This is a genomic window from Nonomuraea sp. NPDC005650, assembly GCF_040605375.1.
GTDB lineage: Bacteria > Actinomycetota > Actinomycetes > Streptosporangiales > Streptosporangiaceae > Nonomuraea.
The window spans coordinates 105,953-126,907 of the sequence record NZ_JBEXCR010000007.1 but is presented as its reverse complement, the minus strand read 5'-3'; the positions used below and the strand labels follow the sequence as shown (position 1 = coordinate 126,907).

Annotated in this window: 16 protein-coding genes; 4 read left to right on the top strand and 12 right to left on the bottom strand. The window is 71.6% G+C overall.

Annotation, left to right across the window (positions count from 1 at the left end; translation table 11 throughout):
* Positions 1-53 precede the first annotated feature (53 nt).
* Positions 54-314 carry a WhiB family transcriptional regulator gene (locus ABZS69_RS13970; protein ID WP_020546325.1) on the bottom strand — a complete coding sequence of 87 codons (261 nt, stop codon included), beginning with the start codon at positions 312-314 and terminating at the stop codon, positions 54-56.
* A 317-nt stretch (positions 315-631) separates the two neighbouring features.
* Positions 632-2,863, bottom strand: a complete 2,232-nt coding sequence (locus tag ABZS69_RS13965; RefSeq protein ID WP_355370964.1) for a hypothetical protein — start codon at positions 2,861-2,863, stop codon at positions 632-634.
* Positions 2,864-3,043: 180 nt separating this feature from the next.
* Here ABZS69_RS13965 and cofD point away from each other — a divergent pair, with 180 nt between their 5' ends.
* From cofD to ABZS69_RS13950, 3 genes are all read left to right on the top strand, one after another.
* On the top strand, positions 3,044-3,982 hold the full coding sequence (gene cofD / locus ABZS69_RS13960) for a 2-phospho-L-lactate transferase (protein ID WP_355370961.1): 939 nt from the start codon (positions 3,044-3,046) through the stop codon (positions 3,980-3,982).
* On the top strand, positions 3,979-5,256 hold the full coding sequence (locus ABZS69_RS13955) for a coenzyme F420-0:L-glutamate ligase (protein ID WP_355370958.1): 1,278 nt from the start codon (positions 3,979-3,981) through the stop codon (positions 5,254-5,256). Before cofD ends, ABZS69_RS13955 begins: the two co-directional genes overlap by 4 nt.
* A 100-nt stretch (positions 5,257-5,356) precedes the next feature.
* Complete coding sequence (locus ABZS69_RS13950) at positions 5,357-6,094, top strand: lytic polysaccharide monooxygenase (RefSeq protein WP_355370955.1); 738 nt, start codon at positions 5,357-5,359, stop codon at positions 6,092-6,094.
* A gap of 32 nt (positions 6,095-6,126) precedes the next feature.
* On the opposite strand, the gene ABZS69_RS13945 is transcribed toward ABZS69_RS13950, so the two are convergent.
* The 7 genes from ABZS69_RS13945 to ABZS69_RS13915 form a co-directional block, all read right to left on the bottom strand.
* Entirely contained in the window at positions 6,127-7,875 is a 1,749-nt protein-coding gene (locus ABZS69_RS13945) for a substrate-binding and VWA domain-containing protein (protein ID WP_355370952.1), read from the bottom strand.
* 81 nt (positions 7,876-7,956) lie between these two features.
* Positions 7,957-10,653, bottom strand: a complete 2,697-nt coding sequence (locus tag ABZS69_RS13940) for a bifunctional FO biosynthesis protein CofGH (protein ID WP_355370949.1) — start codon at positions 10,651-10,653, stop codon at positions 7,957-7,959.
* A gap of 57 nt (positions 10,654-10,710) precedes the next feature.
* A complete protein-coding gene (locus ABZS69_RS13935) occupies positions 10,711-11,607 on the bottom strand; it encodes a DNA-3-methyladenine glycosylase 2 family protein (RefSeq protein ID WP_355370946.1) in 897 nt (298 codons plus the stop codon).
* A 52-nt stretch (positions 11,608-11,659) separates the two neighbouring features.
* Positions 11,660-12,751, bottom strand: a complete 1,092-nt coding sequence (locus ABZS69_RS13930; protein ID WP_355370943.1) for an NDP-sugar synthase — start codon at positions 12,749-12,751, stop codon at positions 11,660-11,662.
* 20 nt (positions 12,752-12,771) lie between these two features.
* Complete coding sequence (locus ABZS69_RS13925) at positions 12,772-13,887, bottom strand: glycosyltransferase family 1 protein (RefSeq protein ID WP_355370940.1); 1,116 nt, start codon at positions 13,885-13,887, stop codon at positions 12,772-12,774.
* A gap of 93 nt (positions 13,888-13,980) precedes the next feature.
* A complete protein-coding gene (locus tag ABZS69_RS13920; protein WP_355370938.1) occupies positions 13,981-14,901 on the bottom strand; it encodes a lysylphosphatidylglycerol synthase transmembrane domain-containing protein in 921 nt (306 codons plus the stop codon).
* A complete protein-coding gene (locus tag ABZS69_RS13915; RefSeq protein WP_355370935.1) occupies positions 14,898-15,725 on the bottom strand; it encodes a class I SAM-dependent methyltransferase in 828 nt (275 codons plus the stop codon). The genes ABZS69_RS13920 and ABZS69_RS13915 overlap by 4 nt, the downstream gene beginning before the upstream one ends.
* Positions 15,726-15,871: 146 nt before the next feature.
* Between ABZS69_RS13915 and ABZS69_RS13910 the strand changes: the two genes are divergently transcribed.
* The gene (locus ABZS69_RS13910; protein WP_355370933.1) at positions 15,872-16,831 is read left to right on the top strand and encodes a lysylphosphatidylglycerol synthase domain-containing protein; all 960 of its coding nucleotides are present in this window, start codon (positions 15,872-15,874) and stop codon (positions 16,829-16,831) included.
* Here the strand turns inward: ABZS69_RS13910 and ABZS69_RS13905 are convergent.
* The 3 genes from ABZS69_RS13905 to ABZS69_RS13895 form a co-directional block, all read right to left on the bottom strand.
* Entirely contained in the window at positions 16,732-17,793 is a 1,062-nt protein-coding gene (locus tag ABZS69_RS13905; protein ID WP_355370931.1) for a glycosyltransferase family 4 protein, read from the bottom strand. The two genes, ABZS69_RS13910 and ABZS69_RS13905, sit on opposite strands and share 100 nt — an antisense overlap.
* A gap of 3 nt (positions 17,794-17,796) precedes the next feature.
* Positions 17,797-18,726 (bottom strand): glycosyltransferase family 2 protein, encoded by a 930-nt coding sequence (locus ABZS69_RS13900; protein WP_355370929.1) that lies wholly within the window; start codon positions 18,724-18,726, stop codon positions 17,797-17,799.
* A 72-nt stretch (positions 18,727-18,798) separates the two neighbouring features.
* Positions 18,799-20,829 (bottom strand): hypothetical protein, encoded by a 2,031-nt coding sequence (locus ABZS69_RS13895; RefSeq protein WP_355370926.1) that lies wholly within the window; start codon positions 20,827-20,829, stop codon positions 18,799-18,801.
* Positions 20,830-20,955 lie beyond the last annotated feature (126 nt).

Sequence of the window (20,955 nt, the reverse complement as noted above, 5' to 3'; positions counted from 1 at the left end):
GGAGATGCGAAAAGGGTCACGCGATCGACCGCGTGACCCTTCCGCCCATATACCTAAACGGCCTGGCGCTTGATCCGTCTGCGCTCCCGCTCGGACAGCCCACCCCAGATGCCGAACCGTTCATCGTGTTCGAGTGCGTACTCAAGACACTCGGCACGGACCTCGCACGATCGGCAGACCTTCTTGGCCTCTCTGGTGGAGCCGCCCTTCTCCGGGAAGAACGCCTCCGGATCCGTCTGCGCGCACAACGCGCGCTCCTGCCAGCCGAGTTCTTCAGCGTCAAGCTGATCCTGTGCGATGACCGGATCGGTCACTGCACACCTCCCTGCCGCCCGCCCGCAATGGAGCCCCCCATGGACGCCTTCCTTATTACCCACCCATCGGAAGGCGTAACAACATGGTTGTAATTACACGCGTGTGCTGTAGCTGACGTCAAGCGGCATGCAGCTATCCGGGGAAAGACCAGAGCTCGCCCCGGTGTGCTTGGCATGTGATGTTCACGCCCGGCCGACACCCTTTTGCACGCGGCGTCAGAAGGCTCGTTCAACCTGTCAGCGGTCCGAACCGTACCAGGGCGGGATAGACACCCGCCCAGGGCCCACCTTCTCTCTAGTCGTTCATTACCGGTCCGTTACCTGCGGGGCTCGTTGGGGGTGTATATGGCCGTCGGGTCGATGGGGTCGTCTCCCGGGCGGGCGCCGTGGCCTCCGCCGAAGGGAGCCGAGTCGAGCCGCATCGTCGCGTCGCCGACGACCTCCGCCTGCTGGTGGGGCCAGGGCTGCTGCTGTTGCTGTGGCGCCTGGTGGGTGGGCCGGTACTGGCCTTGCTGGGGCTCGTATCCGCCCGGCTGGGGCGGCTGGGGCGGCAGGGGCTGCTGCGGGTGGCCGAACGGGTCGTCGTACGACCGGGACGGCTGGGACGGCTGGCCGGAGTAGTCGGGCACGCGCAGCTCGGGCTGGGCGCCGGCGCCGGCGCCGGCGCCGGAGTGCTGAGGCATGGAGTGCTGCGGCGTGGAGTACTGAGGCGTGGGGTGCTGGGCCGTGGAGTACGTCTCCGCCTGCTGGTAGGCGTCCATGAGCTGCTGGGACCGCGGGTCCACGGGCGGGTCGGGCTCCTGGTACGCGGCCGGGGTGGCGTACTCGCGGCCCGAGTAACCCGTGAACGGCTGGCCGCCCTGCTGCTGGTCGAAGGCGCTCTGGCCGAAGTACGACTGCTGCTGCTGTTCGGGGGCCGGCGGATAGGGGACGCTCGGGGCGGTCTCGCCCGCCGGCGTCGGGAACGCCTGGTCGGCGAACGCGTTGGGCGCGGCCTCCTGGGGCGCGTACGGGTTCGGGCGGTCCGCGGGCGGGGCGTACGAATTGTGCTGCTGGTCCGCGGGCGGGGCGTACGGGCTGGGCTGGTCGGTGCCGGGGGGCGCGTACGGGCTGGGCTGGTCAATCCCGGGCGGCGCGTACGGGTTGGGGCTGGGCTGGCCGTAGAGGCTCGGCTGGCTGTCGGCGGGGACGTACGGGGCCGGCTGGTACTCGACGGCCGGCGGGGTGGAGTACTCCTGGCCCGAGGGGGCCGTGTCGGCGGGGGCATAGGCCGACGGGGCGAAGCCCTGCGGGGAGTAGGGCTGGTCCGGCTGGCTCTGCTCCGGCGAGCCGAAGCCCGGCGGGGTGTAGGGCTGGTCCCGGTCTCCCGGCCCGAAGTTCTGGGGAGCGTAGGCCTGGTCGGGCTGGCCCTGGTCCGGCAGACCGAAACTCTGCGGGGCGTAGGGCTGGTCCTGCTCCCCCGGCCCGAAGCTCTGCGGGGCATAGGGCTGGTCCTGCTCCCCCGGCCCGAAATTCTGGGGAGCATAAGCCTGATCGGGCTGGCCCTGGTCCCCCAGTCCAAAGCTCTGGGGGGCGTAAGCCTGGTCAGGTTGACCCTGCTCCGGCGAGCCGAAGCCCGGCGGGGAGTAGGGCTGCTCGGGCTGGCTCCGGTCCGAGGGGGCGGCGGGCAGGGCGCCTCTGATCACGGGCTGCTGCGCGGCGGCCTGGTAGTCCGGTTGCGCGGCCTGGGGCTCGGACTGGCCGCCGAAGCTCGGTGGCTGCTGGCCGTACTGGCCCGACGGGGGTTGCTGGCCGTACTGGCCGTAGCCGGGCTGCTGGCCGGACGGCGGCTGCTGGGCGTAGCCCGGCTGCGTGCCGGGCTGCGGGCCGTACGCGCCCGAGGGCGGCTGCTGGCCGTAAGGGGCCTGGCCGAAGCCGGGACCCTGCTCCTGCTGGCCGAAGCCGGAGCCCGGCTGCGACTGCTCGGGCTGGCCGAAGTGCTGGGGCTGGTCAGGCTGGCCGAACTGCTGCGGCTGCTGCTCGGGTTGCCCGAACTGCTGAGGCTGGTCGGGCTGGCCGAACTGCTGCGGCTGTTGCCAGGGCGCCTGCTGGCCGAACTGGGGCTGGTAGACCTGCGCGACGGGCCGCTCCGGCAGGATCTGCGGGAGCAGGTACACCAGCGCCACGGCGGTCAACGCGATGGCGGGCACGCCGAGGAGCACCAGCCGTACCGTCGGCCAGCCCCCGAGCCCGGAGAGCAGGCCGAGGAGCAGCGACAGCATGCCGAACACCGTGGCCAGCACCAGCCCGACCGCCGAGCCGTACATGATCGGCTTGGCCTTGGGCGACGGTTCGCCAACCTTGGTGACCAGCAGCACGGCTCCGAGCAGCAGCGCCGTCACGACGGGGTTCGTCAGGTCCAGGACGTTCGCCGCCGCGCGCCTGGTCAGGGACAGCGCGGGCGAGCCGACCAGGACGTCGCCGATCGTCAGCAGCACGGTCAGCAAGCCGAGGACGAGCATGATCCATGCGCCCGGCTCCTTCAGCCGGGCGACGTCAAATTTGCTCACAAGTACCCCCATCGGACCCTTTGGCCCGAAGGGAGTTTGCCACATGACTGACACGGGTGGCGGGAGTCCCAGGAACCTCCTACGTCCCGATTCGGCCACTACCTGGCACTTCTCTCATAACAAGTGAGGTAAAACCACTCCCGAGACGGGGTTGTCAGGGCCCGGTGGAAGACTGGCGGCATGCACATCGTGTCACTCGCGGGCGGCATCGGCGGCGCCCGTTTCCTGCGCGGACTGCGCGCGACCGCGCCAGACGCCACCATCACCGTCATCGGCAACACGGGTGACGACATCACCCTGTTCGGCCTGCGGGTCTGCCCCGACCTCGACACCGTGATGTACACCCTGGGCAACGGCATCGACGAGGAGCAGGGCTGGGGGCGCGCCAAGGAGTCCCACGTCGTCAAGGAGGAGCTGGCCGCGTACGGCGTGGAGCCGCAGTGGTTCGGGCTCGGCGACCGCGACTTCGCCACCCACATCGTGCGCTCGCAGATGCTGGAGGCCGGCTACCCGCTGTCCCAGATCACCCAGGCGCTGTGCGCGCGGTGGCAGCCCGGCGTGCGGCTGCTGCCGATGACCGACGACCGCTGCGAGACCCACGTGGTGATCGAGGATGAGAGCGGCAAGCGCGCCGTCCACTTCCAGGAGTGGTGGGTGCGCCTGCGCGCCTCGGTCCCGGCACAGTCGTTCGCGCTGGTGGGGGCCGACACGGCCAAGCCCGCGCCGGGCGTGCTCGACGCGATCGAGCAGGCCGACGTGGTGATCCTGCCGCCGTCCAACCCGGTCGTGAGCATCGGCACGATCCTGCAGATCCCCGGCATCCGCGACGCCCTGCTGCCCAAGACGGTGGTCGGGGTCTCGCCCATCATCGGCGGTGCGCCCGTCAGGGGCATGGCCGACGCGTGCCTGACCGCCATCGGGGTGGAGACGACCGCGCAGGCCGTGCTGGACCTGTACGGCCCTGAGCTGATCGACGGGTGGCTGGTGGCGGAGGAGGACGAAGGGGTCGCGCTCGACGGCGTACGCGTGATCGCCCGGCCGATTCTCATGCACGACGCCGACGCCGCCGCCGACATCGCCCGCACCGCGCTCGACCTGGCCCAGGAGCTCGCCCGATGACCGCCGCTCCGCCGCGCTTCGAGGTGATCGCCGTCGAGGGCATCGGCGAGGTACGGCCCGGGGACGACGTCGCGGCGCTGCTCAAGGACGCGGACCTGCGCGACGGCGACATCGTGGTCGTCACGTCCAAGATCGTGAGCAAGGCCGAGGGCCGCGTCCGCCGGGCGCCCGACCGCACCCAGGCCATCCAGGACGAGACCGAGCGCGTGGTGGCCAGGCGGGGCGACACCGTGATCTCCCAGACCCGCCACGGCTTCGTCATGGCCGCCGCCGGGGTCGACGCCTCCAACACCGAGCCGGGCACCGTGCTCCTGCTCCCCGAAGACTCCGACGCCTCGGCCAGGCGCATCAGGAAAGGCCTGGCCGTGCGCGCGGGCGTGATCGTCTCCGACACGTTCGGCCGCCCGTGGCGCAACGGGCTCACCGACGTGGCCATCGGGGTGGCGGGCGTGCGTCCGCTCGACGACTTCCGCGGCACCTCCGACGGCTACGGCAACGAGCTCGGCGTCACCGTCACCGCGCTGGCCGACGAGATCGCGGGCGCGGCCGAGCTGGTCAAGGGCAAGCTCGGCGGAGTCCCGGTGGCTATCGTGCGGGGGCTGTCCCACCTGGTGACCGAGGACGACGGGCCCGGGGTCAGGCCGCTGGTGCGGGGGGCCGACGACGACCTGTTCCGCTACGGGTCGCGGGACGTCGTGTTCGCCCGCCGTACCATCAGGGAGTTCTCGGACCGGCCGGTCGACCCGGAGAAGGTCCGCAGGGCGGTGGCGGCGGGCATCGCCGCGCCCGCGCCGCACCACACGACTCCGTGGCGGTTCGTGCTGGTCGAGTCGGCGGGGACGCGCACCAAGCTGCTCGACGCCATGCGTGACGCGTGGATCGAGGACCTGCGCGGCGACGGGTTCACCGAGCAGTCGGTCGCCAAGCGGATCAAGCGGGGCGATGTGCTGCGCAACGCGCCCTATCTGATCGTGCCGTGCCTGGTGATGGAGGGCTCCCACACCTACCGGGACGATCGGCGCAACGCGTCGGAGCGGGAGATGTTCGTCGTGGCGACCGGCGCCGGGGTGGAGAACCTCCTCATCCAGCTCGCCGTCGAGGGGCTGGGCTCGGCGTGGGTGTCGTCCACGATGTTCTGCCGCCCGGTCGTCCGCGAGGTGCTCGACCTGCCCGGTTCCTGGGACCCGATGGGCTGTGTGGCCGTCGGGCACGCGGCCGCCCCGCCGCGCGACCGTGCGCCCCGTGACCCGGACGACTTCATCGTCACCCGCTGACCACCTGACCGCGACCGGAACCGCTGGTCAGGCAGGCGTTTACCGTTAGGAAAGTTTCCTTTACATTTGGAGCATCCCCCCATGTAAAGGAGCCCACTTCATGAGAAGGATGCTCACGTTAGTCGCCGTGGTGGTGATCGCGGTCGCCACCACGGTGTTCAACACGGCGCCGGCGTTCGCGCACGGCTACGTCAACTCCCCGCCCAGCCGCCAGGCCAACTGCGCCCAGGGCAAGGTGCCCAACTGCGGCAACATCATCTACGAGCCGCAGAGCGTCGAAGGTCCGAAGGGCCTGCGCAACTGCCACGCCAACCTGTCGCAGTTCGCGCAGCTCAGCGACGAGAGCAAGCCGTGGCCGGTCGCCCAGGTGGGCACCACGGTGACCTTCAACTGGACGTTCACCGCCAGGCACGCCACGCTCAACTACGAGTACTACATCGGCAACACGCGGGTGGCCGTCTTCAACGGCAACGGCCAGCAGCCGCCCGCGACGGTCTCGCACACGGTCAACCTGTCCGGTTACTCGGGCCGGCAGAAGGTCCTGGCGATCTGGAACATCTCCGACACCGTCAACGCCTTCTACTCCTGCATCGACCTGCAGATCGGCGGTGGCGGCGGCAACCCGACGCCCACGCCCACCCCGACCGTGACGCCGACCCCCACCCCGACGCCGACGCCGACCCCCACGACGCCTTCGGGCACGTGGAAGGCCGGCACCGCGTACGCGGTCGGCAACACCGTCACGTACAACGGCGTGACGTACCGCTGCATCCAGGCCCACACGGCGCTGGCCGGCTGGGAGCCGCCCAACGTCCCGGCGCTCTGGCAGCGCGTCTAACCAGAAAGGGGGCGCCCGAAGCGCCCCCTTTCTCATGGGTTCGGCTTGCAGGTGGGGTGGCAGAGGCGGCGGGCCAGGGCGGCGAGGAAGACGTCGATGATCTCCCCCGGCTCCTGGGCCTCGTGCAGCGAGCCGTTGGTGGCGGACGTGATCTGCGACAGGCTGTCGTGATCGACGCCCTTGCCGAAGGCGATGATGACTATCTGTACGGGCTTGTCGGGATTCCACTCGTGTCGCAGCTTGTCGAGGAGCTCCGGCAGCTTCGTGCCCTTGCCGTCGTCCCGGCCGGCCGTGATCACCAGGAGTGAGTTGTTCATCTCCTCGCGGTACTCGCTGGTGAGCTTGCGGAAGCCGCCGAGTATCGCGTCGTAGAGCGAGCTGTCCAGGCGGGGATGGGCGGTGATCGTGCCGGTCAGCTCGGCGAGGCGGCTCTTGCGGACCACCTGCCCGGTCTCGGGCTCGTTGATCGGACCGAGCCCGACCCGCTCCTTGTACGGCTTGACGCCGCCCAGCTTCTCGGCGAACTCCCACAGGCCCATGTGCGTCGACTCGGGGAAGAGCTGCAGCCCGATCTTGGCCGCGTCCAGCGCGATCCTGATCCTGGTGCTGCCGTTCAGCGGCTCGGCCATGTGCTTGGAGGTGTCGGCCAGGACGAGGATGTTCGTCGGCGGGGCCAGCCGGCTCCAGGCCCGCAGCGCCTCGTCGATGTCCTGCGGCGACACCGACGACCTGGTCTTCGGGGCCGACGAGGGGATCTGCGGCCCCGGCGAGATCGGGCCCTGGGTGCCGTCGCCCGACCTGAACCCCGCCCGCCGGACGATCTCCTGCGCCTGCGGGCCCTTCAGCCAGTCGGCGAAGACCGTGGACGCCTCGGCCACCGTGGGGTCGCCGGCGGTGACGACGTACGGGTAGTCGAGGTTGATCGTGCCCTCGCGCGGGTGCAGCGCGACGACCGGGTCGGAGGATGGCCGCAGGTTGTGGTTCCAGACCGACTGCTCGGGGACGATGACGACCGGACGCCGCCAGAACGTGTGGTCGTCGACCGCCGCCAGCATGCTGCGGTAGTCGGGGGCGGAGCCGGCCTGCGCCCACCGTACGAACGCGGTCAGCGCCTTGTCCGCCGCCGGTCCCGTGCCGACGACGTCCCTGGCGGCGGCCACCGTCGCGATGCCCGCCCCGGCCAGCGACGGGTCGGGTACGCGTACGACGTCCGGTTCGTTCGCGTTGGGCGTCAGCCGCCCGCGCACGGTCGCGGGGAAGACCATCCGCCAGTTCATCTCGGTCTTGCCCACGGAGAAGCGCTGGGCCAGCGACGAGCGGGTCGCGAACACCAGCGGCGACGTCGCCACCACGCTCTCACCGGCGGGCAGCGCGTTCGCGCCCTGCTGGCGGGCCAGCCTGATCCAGGCCGACGAGTCCGCGATCCACCCGTCGGGCCGCTCGCGCAGGACGCCCGCGCGGTCGCCGATCAGCGTGCGCAGGACGGTGGCCGGCGGCTGCTCGGTCACCTGGACCAGCACGCACCGGCCGCCCACGGACGTCTTCGTCTCGTTGAAGCGCCCGGCGGCCTCCATGACCGCCGGCGCCACATCGACCGCGGCCGCGACGCTGACCAGAACAGGCTCTCGTGTGCTGCACAGCACGCCGCCGCTGCCGAACACCACGACGAGGCCGGCGGCCACGATGGCCACGGCGGTGAGGCCCGCCAGCATGCCGCGCTGGAAAGCCTTCCTGCGTCGCTGCTCGGCAGGCAGCGCAGCGCGGTGTCGACCCAACCGCACGGTGAACCTCTCTCCCAGGGGAGTGACGATTCTCCCAGCGCCTCCCATAGCGGGCGCAAGCCTTGTTAGAACATGTTATAACTACGCCATCGGCAGGACCCGCCTGACGCTCTTGCACACGCCGTCGCTGGCCGCGGACGCCGCGAGCCGCTCGTCCGTGGGGACGCCGTACTCGGTGGTGCGCTGCCTGACCGGCCTGCCGCTCACCTCGACCATCTCGCGCAGCTCGCTGATCGTCTTGTACGAGCCGTTCTCCGAGCCCGCCATGCGGCTGATGGTCTCCTCCATGAGGGTGCCGCCGAGGTCGTTCACGCCGCCCTGGAGCACCTGGCGGCACAGGTCGTCGCGGAGCTTGACCCAGGAGCACTGGATGTTCTTGATCGCGCCGTGCAGGAGGATCCTGGCGAGCGCGTGCACGGCCCTGTTCTCCTGCGCCGTGGGGCCAGGACGGGCGATCCCCGCCAGGTAGATGGGGGCGCTGGTGTGCACGAACGGCAGCAGCACGAACTCGGAGAACCCGCCGGTCCGCTCCTGGAGGTCGCGGATCAGCTTGATGTGCCTGACCCAGTGCAGGTGGTTGTCGACGTGCCCGTACATCATGGTGGAGGTCGTCGGGATGCCCACCTCGTGAGCCGTCGTGATGACCTCGACCCACTCGCGCGCGGGCAGCTTCCCCTTCGTCAGCACCCACCTGACGTCGTCGTCCAGGATCTCGGCCGCCGTCCCGGGCAGCGAGTCGACCCCGGCCTCCTTGGCCGCCTCCAGCCACGCCCTGATGGACAGGTCGGTGCGGCTCGCCCCGTTGATGACCTCCATGGGGGAGAACGCGTGCACGTGCATCCCTGGCGTCCGCTCCTTGACCGCCCTGGCCAGGTCGAAGTACGCGGTGCCTGGGAGGTCGGGGTGGATGCCGCCCTGCATGCACACCTCGGTCGCGCCCGCGTCCCACGCCTCCTGCGCCCGGTCGGCCACCTGGTCGAGGCTCAGGGTGTACGCGTCGGCGTCCGTCCTGCGCTGGGCGAAGGCGCAGAAGCGGCAGCCGGTGTAACAGACGTTGGTGAAGTTGATGTTCCTGTTGACGACGTAGGTGACCTCGTCGCCCACGGCCTGGCGCCGGAGGTCGTCGGCGATGGCGGCCAGTTCGTCGAGCGCCTCCCCTTCGGCTGCCAGCAACGCCACGGCCTCGGCGTCGCTCAGACCCGCCGGATCGGCCGCCGCCCGCCGCAGGGCCTGACGCACCTCACTCGACGTCCCCACCCCGGACACCACAGCACTCACCGCCCCAGCCCCAGACGACACCGCACTGGCCGTCGCACCGTCCGCTGGCGCGGCGTCCGAAGCACCCCCGCCCTCCGCAACGCCCGCTCCAGGCGGTGCGGCGGGCAGGGGGGTGCCGTCGGGGGTGGTGGGGGTGAGGCGGTCGCGGAGGGCGGTCCAGTCGCCGTAGACGTTGTCGAAGTCGTCCCGCCGATCGTGCGTACGCCCCGACGTGTCCACCTCCACGTGCAGGTCCACCCGCCCAGACGACGCGAACCCGCCGTCCGGCTCCTGCCACGGCGACCCGCGCAGGACCGCGTCCGGCCGGGCGAGCCCCGTGGCGGGGTCCGCCAGGGCGGCCACGTGCGCGAACAGCCGGGGGTCCAGCCACGGCTCCCCGGCCACCACGTACTCGGGATAGATCGTCAGCCGCTCCCGGAGCTCGAACCCGGACTCGGCGGTGCGGGCCTCCAGGAGGGAGATCTGCGGCCAGGGGCGCTCGGGGTTCACGTGGTCGGGGGTGAGCGGCGAGACCCCGCCCCAGTCGTCGATGCCCGCCCGGATCATCAGCGCGTACTCGGAGTCCACCAGGTTGGGCGGCGCCTGGATGCGTACCCGGGGCCCCAGCACGAGGCGCGCGACCGCGATCGTGGCCGCCAGCTCCTCCAGGGAGGCGTCAGGCAGCCCGCGCATCGCCGTGTCGGGCTTGGCGCGGAAGTTCTGGACGATGACCTCCTGGATCCCGCCGTACTCGCGCGCCACCCGCCGGATGGCGAAGATCGACTCGGCCCGGTCCTCGACGGTCTCGCCGATGCCGATCAGGATGCCGGTGGTGAAGGGCACGTTCGTCCGCCCGGCGTCCTCCAGGACGCGCAGGCGTACGGCCGGGTCCTTGTCCGGCGAGCCGTAATGGGCCTGCCCCTTCTCCTCGAAGAGCCGCCGCGACGTCGTCTCCAGCATCATCCCCATGGACGGCGCGACAGGCTTGAGTCGCTGCAGGTCACGCCAGGTCAGCACCCCCGGGTTGAGGTGCGGCAGCAGCCCGGTCTCCTCCAGCACCCTGATCGCCATGGCCCGCACATAAGACAAGGTGTCGTCGTAGCCGTGCGCGTCGAGCCAGGAGCGCGCCTGGTGCCAGCGGTCCTCCGGCCGGTCCCCCAGCGTGAACAGCGCCTCCTTGCACCCCATGGCCGCCCCCTGCCGGGCGATCTCCAGCACCTCGTCAGGGCTCAGGAACGGCGCGGGCAGCTTGTTCGGCGCGGTCGCAAAGGTGCAGTAACCACAGCGGTCCCGGCAGAGCCGGGTCAACGGGATGAACACTTTCCTGCTGTAGGTGATGATCCCCTCACGGCCGACCGCCCGCAGCCCGGCGTCACGTACGCGGGAGGCGTGTTCGAGCAGGGTGTCGAGGTGCTCGCCCCGGGCGTGCAGGAGGACGGTCACCTCCGTGACGTCGAGGGCCTTGCCGTCCCGGGCACGCGCGAGTGCCCGGCGGAGCGCGGAATCACTGACGAGACTCATACGGGCACAGTACCGACGGCTGAGTTCACCGCCCGCACCCAGGGGGCGGCCCGCAGGTCAGAAGGCCCGGTAGTCGCGTACGGACATCCGGGGCCCGCGGGCGGGCGGGCGCAGGCCGGTGAGCCAGACCAGCACCGTGGCGCGGTGCCGATGCCCCTGGTACGGCTCCAGCAGCCGCAACATCCCAGGATCGTCGGTCTTCTCCCCGGTCAGGGCGTATCCGACGAGCTTGGCCAGATGGAAGTCGCCGACGCTCACGGCGTCCGGGTCGCCCAGCGCGCGCTGGCGCACCTCGGCCGACGTCCACACCCCGATCCCGGGCAACGCCCGCAGCAGCCGGTCGAGCTCCTCGGTGGTCGCGGCGGCCTCCAGCTTGTCGGCGTGCCAGGCGGCGTTCGCGATCGTCCGGGCGCGTACGGCCTCCGCGCCCGCGCGGTGCCAGTGCCAGCTGGGGATCTGCCGCCACACCGCGGTCTCGGGCACGACCCGCATCCCCTCGGGCGCGGGCCCGGGCGCGGGCTCGCCGTACCGGTTGAGCAGCCACCGCCAGGCCCGCCACGCCTCCTGCCCGACCACCTTCTGCTCCAGCACGGCCGGTACGAGGGCCTCCATGACCCGCCCGGTACGCCCGATCCGCAAGCCCGGATTTTTCCGGACGACCTCCGCCAAAACCTCATGCTTGGCGACAAAGTCGGAGGTGTCGTCGAAGGCCCCCAACAGCCCCGGCAGCGCCTCCAGGGCCCAGTCCGCCCCCGGCCCCCACGCCTGCCCGTGCACGCAGCCGGCCTTGACGCCCACCCGCAGCGTGCACGGCCCGTCGGGGGTCCTGGTCGTGCGCCACACGGCCCCGTCACCGCCCTGACGCCAGGTGGGATCCCCGCCGCCGCGCTTGTGCGGCTGCAACGCCAGCCCCACGTCCAGCGGCCCCTCGGGCACCCACCTGCGCTCCCTCACCCGTCCAGTCTGCCCCCACCGCCCGGCTGCCCGGGACGACGAGGGCAGAGGCTCAGACGTCGCTGGAATAGCGCACCGCGCGCTCGGGCAGCTCCACCCCCGGCCAGATGCGCACGCCGTTCTGCAGCTCGTTGCCCGGCCCCACGATGGCTCCGTCGCCGATCACCGCGTCGCCCACCACCGTGCCCGCGCAGACGCGCGCGCCCCGGCCCACCACGGAGTCCGTCACGACGGCGCCCGCCTCGATGACGCAGTCGTCCGTCAGCACCGAGCCGACCACCGTCGCCCCGGCCTCGACCACGACCCGCGCGCCGACCGCCGTGCCGCCCTGCACCTTGGCCTCGGACGAGACCTGGGCGCCCTCCAGCGCGAGGAACTCCCCGGTCGGGCCGGGCAGCGCGGGCGACGACAGCCGCCCCAGCACCAGGTCGCGCGACCCTCGCACGTAAGCCGTGGGCGTGCCGACGTCGAGCCAGTAGGTGCGGTCGGCATAGCCCAGCACCAGCTCGCCGGCCTCGATCAGCCCGGGGAACGTCTCTCGCTCCACGGACACGACCTCGTCGCGGGGGATCGAGTCGATCACCGATCGGGTGAACACGTAGCAGCCGGCGTTGATCCGGTTGGTGACCGGGTTGGGCGTCTTCTCCAGGAAGGCCGTCACCCGCCCGGTCTCGTCGGTCGGCACGCACCCGAAGCGGGAGGGATCGTCGACTTCTGTCAAATGGAGCGTTACAGCGGCATGTCGTGCCAGGTGAGCGCGTACCTGATCGCCGATGTCGTGGCCGGAGAGGATGTCCCCGTTGAGGATGAGCACCGGGTCGGAGGGGCCTACCGTGAGCGCTTCGGCGGCGTTGCGGATCGCGCCGCCGGTGCCCAGCGGCGTCTCCTCGGTGATGTATTCGAGTGAGAGCCCGAACGCCGCCCCGTCACCGAAGGCGGGCTCGAACATCGAGGCCTTGTAGGAGGTGGCGAACACGATCCGGCGGACGCCGAATGATCGCGCACGGGCGAGTTGGTGGGCCAGGAACGGCACTCCAGCGGTCGGCAGCAGCGGTTTCGGCGTGCCCAGTGTCAGCGGACGCAGGCGCGTGCCCTGCCCCCCGACCAGGAGGATCGCCTCGAGGTCTGGCAAAGAGCTCTCCATCACTCCGTGAGGTTACCGAACTATTCGATCGCGCGTTGATAAGAGCTGAGATGCGCCTCGGCCGAGGCGTCCCAGGTGAACTCGCGTGCTCTCGCCAGCCCCGCCTCCTGCAACTGCCGCCTCCTGGCGGAGGAGCCCAGGAGGTGCCCGAGCGCCGCGGCGATGCTGTCGGCGTCGGGCTCAGTGTAGGCCACGGCGTCGCCGCCGACCTCTGGCAGAGACGTGCGATGCGTCGTCAGGACCGGCGCGCCGCAGGCCATGGCCTCCAGCACCGGCAGCCCGAACCCCTCGCCGCGCGACGGGAAGGCCACCACCAGCGCGCCGCCCAGGAATCCGGGCAGGTCGGGCACGCGAAGGTAGCCGGGCCGGATGACCCTGACCGTGGCCTCGACCTCCCGGCAGGCGGCGTCGACGTCGTCCTCGTGGACGCCGCCGCCGATCACCAGCGCGGGCGGGTCCTCCAGGCTCTTGGTGGCGGCGGCGAAGCCGCGGATGAGGTTGGGAACGTTCTTACGGGGGTCGAGGGCGCCCAGGAACGCCACATAGGGCTGGCCGTGCAGCCCGCACCGCAGGGCGGCCCGGCGGATCTCGTCCTCGGTCGGCGGGTGGAACTGCCCCAGGTCGACCCCGTGGTAGGCGACGTCGATGCGGGTGGGGTCGGCGGCGAGCACGCGGACGAGCTCGTCCCTGGTCGCCTTGGAGGGCACGATCACCCGTTTGGCGTGGCGCACCGCCGTACGGGTGGCGGAGCGGAAGAACGAGGCCCGCGAACCGTGCTGGTCGGGCTCGGTGAACCAGGTGGCGTCGTGGACCGTCACCACGGTCGGCAGGCCCGAGCCGAGCGGGATGGAGTAGTAGGGGGCGTGGATGACGTCCGCCCCCGCCTGACGGGCGAGCAGCGGGAGGCCGGTCTGCTCCCAGGCGAGCCGGGCGGCCCTGTTGGAGATCGCAACGGGCCCCGGGAGGACCAGTGCCGAGGGCGCGAGGCGCCGGTATCGCTCGGCTTCGGAGCGCTGGCAGACCACCGCGAGGTCCGCGCCGGCCCGGTCGAGCGCGGCCACGAGCCCGTCCACATATCTGATCAACGCACCGCGGTCCGCGGGGACCGCCGCCGCGTCGACGAGCACTCGAGGCATTACGTGATCTTCTCCCCTCAAGATCAACGTGGGACCTGTCGTCCCCCTCTGAAGTTCAGCTTATGACCAGCCTCCCCTAAATCGTGGGCCAAATCACTCCGAGTCGCGACGCGCTGCGATTCCCGCCAAACCCGCGCAGATCAGATCCCCCAGAATGATGACAATGCGGGACGAAAGCGCCACCGCGATCGCCGCGCCGCCGTCCACGTGAGGCGCCAGCACCGCGACCATCGCGACCTCCCGCACGCCCGCGCCCGCCGGGACGACGAAGGTCAGGATGCCCAGGCACCACGACAGCGCGAAGGCCCCGACGGCGAAGAGCAGGCCGCCCTCGGGGGCGATGAAGTAGAGGTGCACGCCGTAGCAGAGCCAGCCGGCCAGCGCCCAGCCGAGGGCGGTGAGCATGCCGCGCCGGGTGAGCGGGCGATCGAGCGGCTCCCGCTTGAGCTTGCGCAGGGCGTACCCGATCACGGCATTGATGACCTTGGGCTCCAGCAGGACCAGCAGCAGCGGGACGAACAGCAGCAGCCACCCGTAGCGGTCCCAGCCGAGCGTGACCAGCGTGACGAGCAGGCCGGTGGCCAGTTGGACGGGCATCATCAGGAAGAACGCCGCCGCGCTGCGCGAGCGCGGCACGCCGAGGTCGCGGCCCATCTCCATCTGGGCCAGCACCGGCCAGACCGCGCCCGGGATGTACTTGCCGAGCTGGCCCACGAAGAAGACCTTGGCCGCGGGCCGCAGCGGCAGCGGGGAGCCGAGGTCGGCCAGGAGGGTGCGCCAGGTGAGCATGGCGCCGAGCAGCGCGGCGACCACGGCGACCAGCGACCCGGCCAGCGCGGCCCACGACAGCCTGGCGAACCCGGCCACCACGGTGTCCCACTGCTTCGCCACGGCGTAGGCGCCGAACCCCAGCGCGACGGCCAGGAAGCCGTACCGGACGAGCCTGCGGACCGCTGACCGCCGCGGCGCGGCCTCCGAGCTCTCACGCTGCTCCACGGTGGTGCCCCGGCTCACAGCGGGCGGACCCGCTCGGGCGGCTGCGGCAGCGCCGCGCCCGCGGGCCGCCGCGGCGTCTTGGTGGCCACCCACAGGTAGGTGGGCACCAGGGGCAGCAGCAGCCTGAGCACCTCGCGGGGAGTGCGGGCCAGCACGCCCTGCGCGATCCGCCCCAGAGCACCCGGGAACAGCTCGCCCCCCGCGAACCGGCCCGGCGTGGCCAGCACGGGGAAGGTGTAGTCCCACACGTGGAAGGCCCGCAACATCCTGCGCAGCCCGCGCCGCGTCCTGAACCGCTCGTAGTAGTGGTCGGCCCGCCCGGACGCCCGCACGTAGCGGTCGGCCAGCGCGGGCGGCAGGTAGGACAGGAACGGCAGCTTGTAGTGGGGCTCCATGACGCCGAGCCGGTTGCCCAGCCCCAGGTAGAGGACGCCGTCGTCGGACAGGACCCGGTGCATCTCGGCCACCACGGCGTCGGGGTCGACCACGTGCTCGTAGATGTGGTTGAAGACCAGCACGTCGATCGACCCGTCGGGGAACGGCAGCGCGGTGCCGTCGCCGCACACGAACGCCACCCGCTCGCCGAACCTGTCGGCGGCCTTGCGCAACCCCGGCACGTCGATGTCGATGCCCAGCGTGTGCTCCGCCCCGGCCCGCGCGAGCTCGTCGGCGATGAACCCCGCGGAGCAGCCCACGTCACCCACCGTCAGCCCGCCGAGCGGCCCGCGGAAGTGCTCGAGCACCGCGATGATCTTCGCAGCCTTCCGCCGCCGTTTGCCCTCGTCGAGCATGGCGGACTGGAACTCCGAGTATTCGAGCTGCGCGACTCGTTGCTTACCCACGAGGACCCACAGTACCCAAATGGGCTTTGGTACGTAGCCGACCTGGCAGGACCCACCCGGACGGGGACCAAGCGGCGCTATTCGGCAAGATCCGCGGCGAGTTCGCCGTCTGGCCTTACCTGGCGGACCCCGCGTAGCCTGAGCGAATGCTCCGTCGCCTGCTGCGCGTGCTCCTCGCCCTGCTCGCCATCGGCTTCCTGGGATACGGGCTGGCCACGAACTGGGACGAGACCACCGGCGCGGTGGCGGCGATGTCGCCGTGGGCGGTGCTCGGGGCGTTCGCGGCGGTGCTGCTCGGCCAGTTCTTCATGCTGGTGGCCTGGCGGGAGATCCTGGCGGGGCTCGGCACGCGGGTGCCGCTGCGGATCGCCGGGCGGATCATGTTCGTGGGCCAGCTGGGCAAGTACATCCCGGGCGCCGTGTGGGCGTACGCGGCGATGATGGACCTCGGGCGCGACCACGGCAGCCCGCCGCGGCGCACGTTCGCGACGATCTCGCTGGGACTGGTCATCAACCTCGGGGTCGGCATCTCGATCGCCGCCGCGACGCTGGGCTCGCTGGACGCGGTGCGCAAGGCGTGGTACCTCGTGCTGCTCGTGCCGGTGATCATCGTGTGCCTGCACCCCAAGGTGCTCACCTGGGGTCTCAACCTGGCGCTGCGGATCGCGCGCAAGGAGCCGCTGGAGAGCGTGCTGCCCGGCCGCACCGTGGTCGTGGCGGTGGCGTGGACCGCGCTCGGCTGGTTCGTGTACGGCCTGCACACGTGGCTGCTCTCCGGCCGCGCCGACCTCTACCTCATCGCCACCGGGGCGTACGCGTTCGCGTGGGCCACCGGGATCCTCACCGTCGTCGTGCCCGCGGGGGTCGGCGTCAGGGAGGGCGCGCTGGTGCTGGTGCTCGGGCCGATCATCGGCACCCCGGCGGCGCTCGCGGTGGCGATCGTGTCGCGGCTGGCGTTCACGCTGGCGGACGCGGCGGCCGCGGGCATCTCGTTCGTGCTCGGCCGTCAGGCGGCGAGCAGGGCCCCCGCGTACGCCGACCAGAACGGCTCGGGATCGACGGCCTTGACGCCGGACCGCAACCTCTCGGGCTCGCCCGAGGCGTAGAAGCGCTCGATCGCCGCGCGCAGCGCCCCGGCGTCGCCCGGCTCGACCAGCAGCCCGTCCACGCCGTCGGTGACGTGGTCGGCGAGCGCGCCCACGCGGGTGGCGATCACCGGCACGCCGTGCTCGTGGCCCAGCCAGACGTTCTGGCTGGCGGTCGCGCTCCGGTACGGCAGCACGAGCGCGTCGGCCCGCGCGAACAGCCCCGGCACGTCCTCGGCGGCCACGTAGCCGGGGCGCAGCTCGACCCGGTCGCCGAGCCCCAGCTCGTCGATCAGCGCCCGCGTCTCCTCGATCCCGCCCCAGAACTCCCCCGCGACCGTCAGCGAGATCCCGCCGGGCAGCGCCCTGAGCAGCAGATCCAGCCCCTTGTACGGCCGCACGATGCCGAAGAACAGCAGCCGGCGATGGACCTCGGTGGACTTCTCGGCGGTCGTGGAGGGCAGGTGCGGCGGCAGCGCCGCCACGCTGACCGGACTGCCCGTCAGTCCCCTGGCCAGCCCGGCCTGCTGCTCGGAGTGGGTCAGCACGCCGTCGACCCGCTTGAGCAGCGCCTTCATGAGCGGCTCGTCGTACGGCTTGCGCTCGTGGGGCAGCACGTTGTGGCAGAGGGCAATAGTCCTGACTTTTCGCCTTATCCCGTACAAAATCCCCAAATATGCAGGAACCTGCACCGGGCTCAGCACGGCCAGCACCACCAGGTCAGCCGACCTCAACCGCCTCCCGGCGGAGACCCACCCGTCGGGCCGCCGCCAGTCGAGCTCGCGCAGGGTCTTCGGGAAAGGCGTGCCCTCGGGCGCGGAGATCGTCTGCTGCCCCGGATAGAGGAACGACGGATACTGCGCCCGCCATGACTCGATCACCACGTCGTGGCCCTGGGCCGCGAGGCGATGCGCCAGCTCGGTGGTGTGCTGGGCCCCGCCCCCCTTGTACGGGTAGGTCGGGCCGACGATCGCGATCCGCACCGGCTATTCCCCCCGCGACCGCACGATCAGGTCGGCGAGCAGCGCCACCGACCCGATCAGCAGTCCGGAAAGGAAGATCATCACGGTGTTGGCCGGGAAGTAGAACGGGTGCATGACCATGTCCCACAGACCCTTCACGAACCCGATGCCCACCAGCCACAGCGCGGGCGGCATGAGCACCTTGAGCGGGTTGAAGTACATGATCATCCGCAGCACCTGCAGGATGTAGCGGTAGGCGTCGGACACGAAGCTGAACTTCGACTTCCCGGCCCGCTTGGCGTAGTCGATCGGCAGGTAGTAGATGTCGTGCTGGTTGGACAGGAACGACAGCGTGATCGTCGTCACACACGAGAACCCGGGCGGGAGCAGCCGCAGGTAGGGCTTGGCCACCGTCCTGCGGAAGGCCCGCAGCCCCGAGTTGAGGTCGGGGATCTTCTGCCCGGCCAGCTGCTCCGCCACCTTGCGGATCACCCACTTGGCGGGGACCCGCAGCAGCTTGTGCGAGCCCTCCTCGCTGGTGCGCGCGCCGACCACCTGGTCGATCATCGGATCCTTCTCCAGGATCTGCACCAGCTCGGGGATGCGGTCGTTGGGGTAGGTCATGTCGGCGTCGGTCCAGACGACGATCTCGCCCCTGGCCTCCTGCGTCCCGATGCGCCGCACCGTGCCCGCGCCGCCGTTGCGGTGGAAGGCGCGGACGCGCAGGTGGGGATATTCGGGAGCGGCCTGCTTCAGCTTGGCCAGCGTGCCGTCGGTCGAGCAGTCGTCCACGGCCACGAGCTCGTAGGTGTAGCCGCTTGAGTCCATGGCCCTCGTGATGCGCTCGATTTCATCGATGACGTGATTCTGCTCGTTGTAGCAGGGCAGGACGATGGTGACGTACGGCGCTTCTTCCACGGCAGGTCCACTCTTCGGGGTCTCTAGCGTGCTCACGGGCCTTGAGGGTACTCTGCCCAACTCAAAGCCGAGTCCACGCGCACCCAGTGGGAGCCTCCACTTCCAAGATCACTTATCCTCTTGGGGAAGGGTCATCCAGGCGCTGATCCGCAGGGACCAGGTGCCGTTCGGGGCGTCCACGAGTGAGCGTTCGTCCTGGCGGGAGACCAGGGCCAGGGCCTGAGACGGACGTCCGTACGGCGCGACCTGCGCGGCGTCGGCGGCCAGCACGACGGGGACACGGCCCGCGGCCCGCACCCGCGCGATCAGGCGGCGCACCTGCGCCTCGGGGGCGGTGTCCCCCTGCTCCTCGCGATCCACCACCGCCGCCGGACGGTCGCACATGCCGCGCACGAGCTGGGTGAGGCGATCGGCGGTGACCCGCTCCACGATCAGCACCGACGCGTCGGGCGGGAACTTCGCGCACATCGCCGCCACCGCCGCCGCCTCGCCCCGCTCGACCGGCGTGAACGCCGTCCCGATCGAGGTGACGGCCGGCGGGACGAGGACGATCAGGACGGCGAGCGCCGTCCCCCACCGCCCCGCCCGGGGCCCTCGCGGCCAGGACGGCGGGTGGGCCCGGATCAGGTCGCGCAGCCGGGCCAGGCCGTACATGGCGAGCAGGATCAGGCCCGGGATCACGATGGGGACCAGGCGGCGGGCGGCCCACGGGTGGTCGGGGGTGATCTCGGGCCGCAGGAGCGTGGTGACCGTGGTCCAGCCGACGACCGCCAGGGGCAGCAGCCACTCGAACGGCCGGCCGTCCCGCAGCAGCCGCCGCACCAGGACCGCCGCCGCGACCGTGGCCAGCACCACCACGGGGAGCCCGACGTACCAGATCACCCAGTGCAGGGAGTTCTCGAAGTAGAGCCGGGTGTCGTCCACGGGCAGGCCGTTGGCCTGCTGGGTCTGCGCGATCATCAGGGCCGTGCGCCGGTCGTCCTCCGTCACGGGCGTCCGGGTCACGGTCTGGAACCACGGGCGCGCGTACAGGCCGGCCATGAGCAGCACGACCAGCCCGGCCCCGGCCGCGGGGACCCACTTGGGCGGCCGGATCCTGGCCAGCAGCGGGGCGGCGGCCGTGCCCAGCGCGGTGAGCACGAGGACGGCGGCGCAGATGAGCAGCAGCGGCTTGACCGAGCCCGACAGATACGACAGGTAGGGCCGCGACAGCAGGTACGCCGCGAGCATCCCGGCCCCGGCCCCCGCCACCAGCCCGGCCAGCAGCGGCACGCCCAGCGCACCCTGCGGCCTGGCGAAGCGGCGCATCGCGATCAGCAGCCCCGCGAACGCCAGCACCGGCAGCACGTCGCGCAGCCCGTCCACCCTGACCAGCACGGCCAGCCCGAACGCCAGCCCGGCCAGCAGCCCACGCGGCCATCCCGGCCGGGCGAGCGCGTCGTGCGCCAGCGCCAGCCCGCCGAACAGCAGGATCAGCGACGGGATCTCGCTGAACGTGCTGCGCGAGGTGTAGAGGATCGGCAGGCTCACCGCGAACACCGCGGCCCCCAGCACCGCCCACCGCGCCCCGGCCAGCCGCGCCACCACCCCGGCCACCGTGAGCACGGCCAGCCCGCCCAGCACAGCCGGGATCGCGAAGGGAATCCCCAGCCAGTCGCCGACCGCGAAGAGGATCGGCGGCCCCGGCATGAACTGCGGCACCACCGCCCCGTTCACCTCGTAGAACCCGACGCTCTTGAAGATCAGCGACGGGTCCGGGCCGCCGAACGCCGCGGCCTGCGTGGCGACGGGCAGCGAGCCGTGGCCCGCGATCCAGGCCGCGTACTGCGCGTACGTGGCCGGGTCGCGCCTGACGACGATCTGCTCGGTGTGCATGACCACGTTGAACCCGGTGGACGCCACGGCCACCGCCACGACGCCCGCGACCTGCCGGGACGTGGCCTCGACCACCTTGCCCAGCCGCCGCGTGCCGGCCCGGCAGAGCAGGGCGGCGGCGGGCAGCCCGAGCAGCGCCGCGGGCAGCGGCGCGAAGTGGCCGAGCAGCAGCAGCGGCAGCCCCGCCAGCAGCCAGCCCGCCACGGCGAGCGCGGGCGCCACCGAGAGCACGGCGAGCATCCGCCCGGGTCGGTCGAGTCCCATCGGTTTGCGAGCGTATCCAACCCGGCGGTCCCGGTGGGCGCCGCCACACGGCGAGCGATCTTGACGTGCGTTTCACTCAACCGTGGAGACCCGGCGTGCGTACCCTCTATCGGCCGTTGCACGGGC

Coding starts and splice junctions, on each gene's coding strand:
- cofD (WP_355370961.1), top strand. CDS start 3,044: ATGCACATCGTGTCACTCGCGGGCGGCATCGGCGGCGCCCGTTTCCTG.
- ABZS69_RS13955 (WP_355370958.1), top strand. CDS start 3,979: ATGACCGCCGCTCCGCCGCGCTTCGAGGTGATCGCCGTCGAGGGCATC.
- ABZS69_RS13950 (WP_355370955.1), top strand. CDS start 5,357: ATGAGAAGGATGCTCACGTTAGTCGCCGTGGTGGTGATCGCGGTCGCC.
- ABZS69_RS13940 (WP_355370949.1), bottom strand. CDS start 10,653: ATGAGTCTCGTCAGTGATTCCGCGCTCCGCCGGGCACTCGCGCGTGCC.
- ABZS69_RS13930 (WP_355370943.1), bottom strand. CDS start 12,751: ATGGAGAGCTCTTTGCCAGACCTCGAGGCGATCCTCCTGGTCGGGGGG.
- ABZS69_RS13925 (WP_355370940.1), bottom strand. CDS start 13,887: ATGCCTCGAGTGCTCGTCGACGCGGCGGCGGTCCCCGCGGACCGCGGT.
- ABZS69_RS13910 (WP_355370933.1), top strand. CDS start 15,872: ATGCTCCGTCGCCTGCTGCGCGTGCTCCTCGCCCTGCTCGCCATCGGC.
- ABZS69_RS13895 (WP_355370926.1), bottom strand. CDS start 20,829: ATGGGACTCGACCGACCCGGGCGGATGCTCGCCGTGCTCTCGGTGGCG.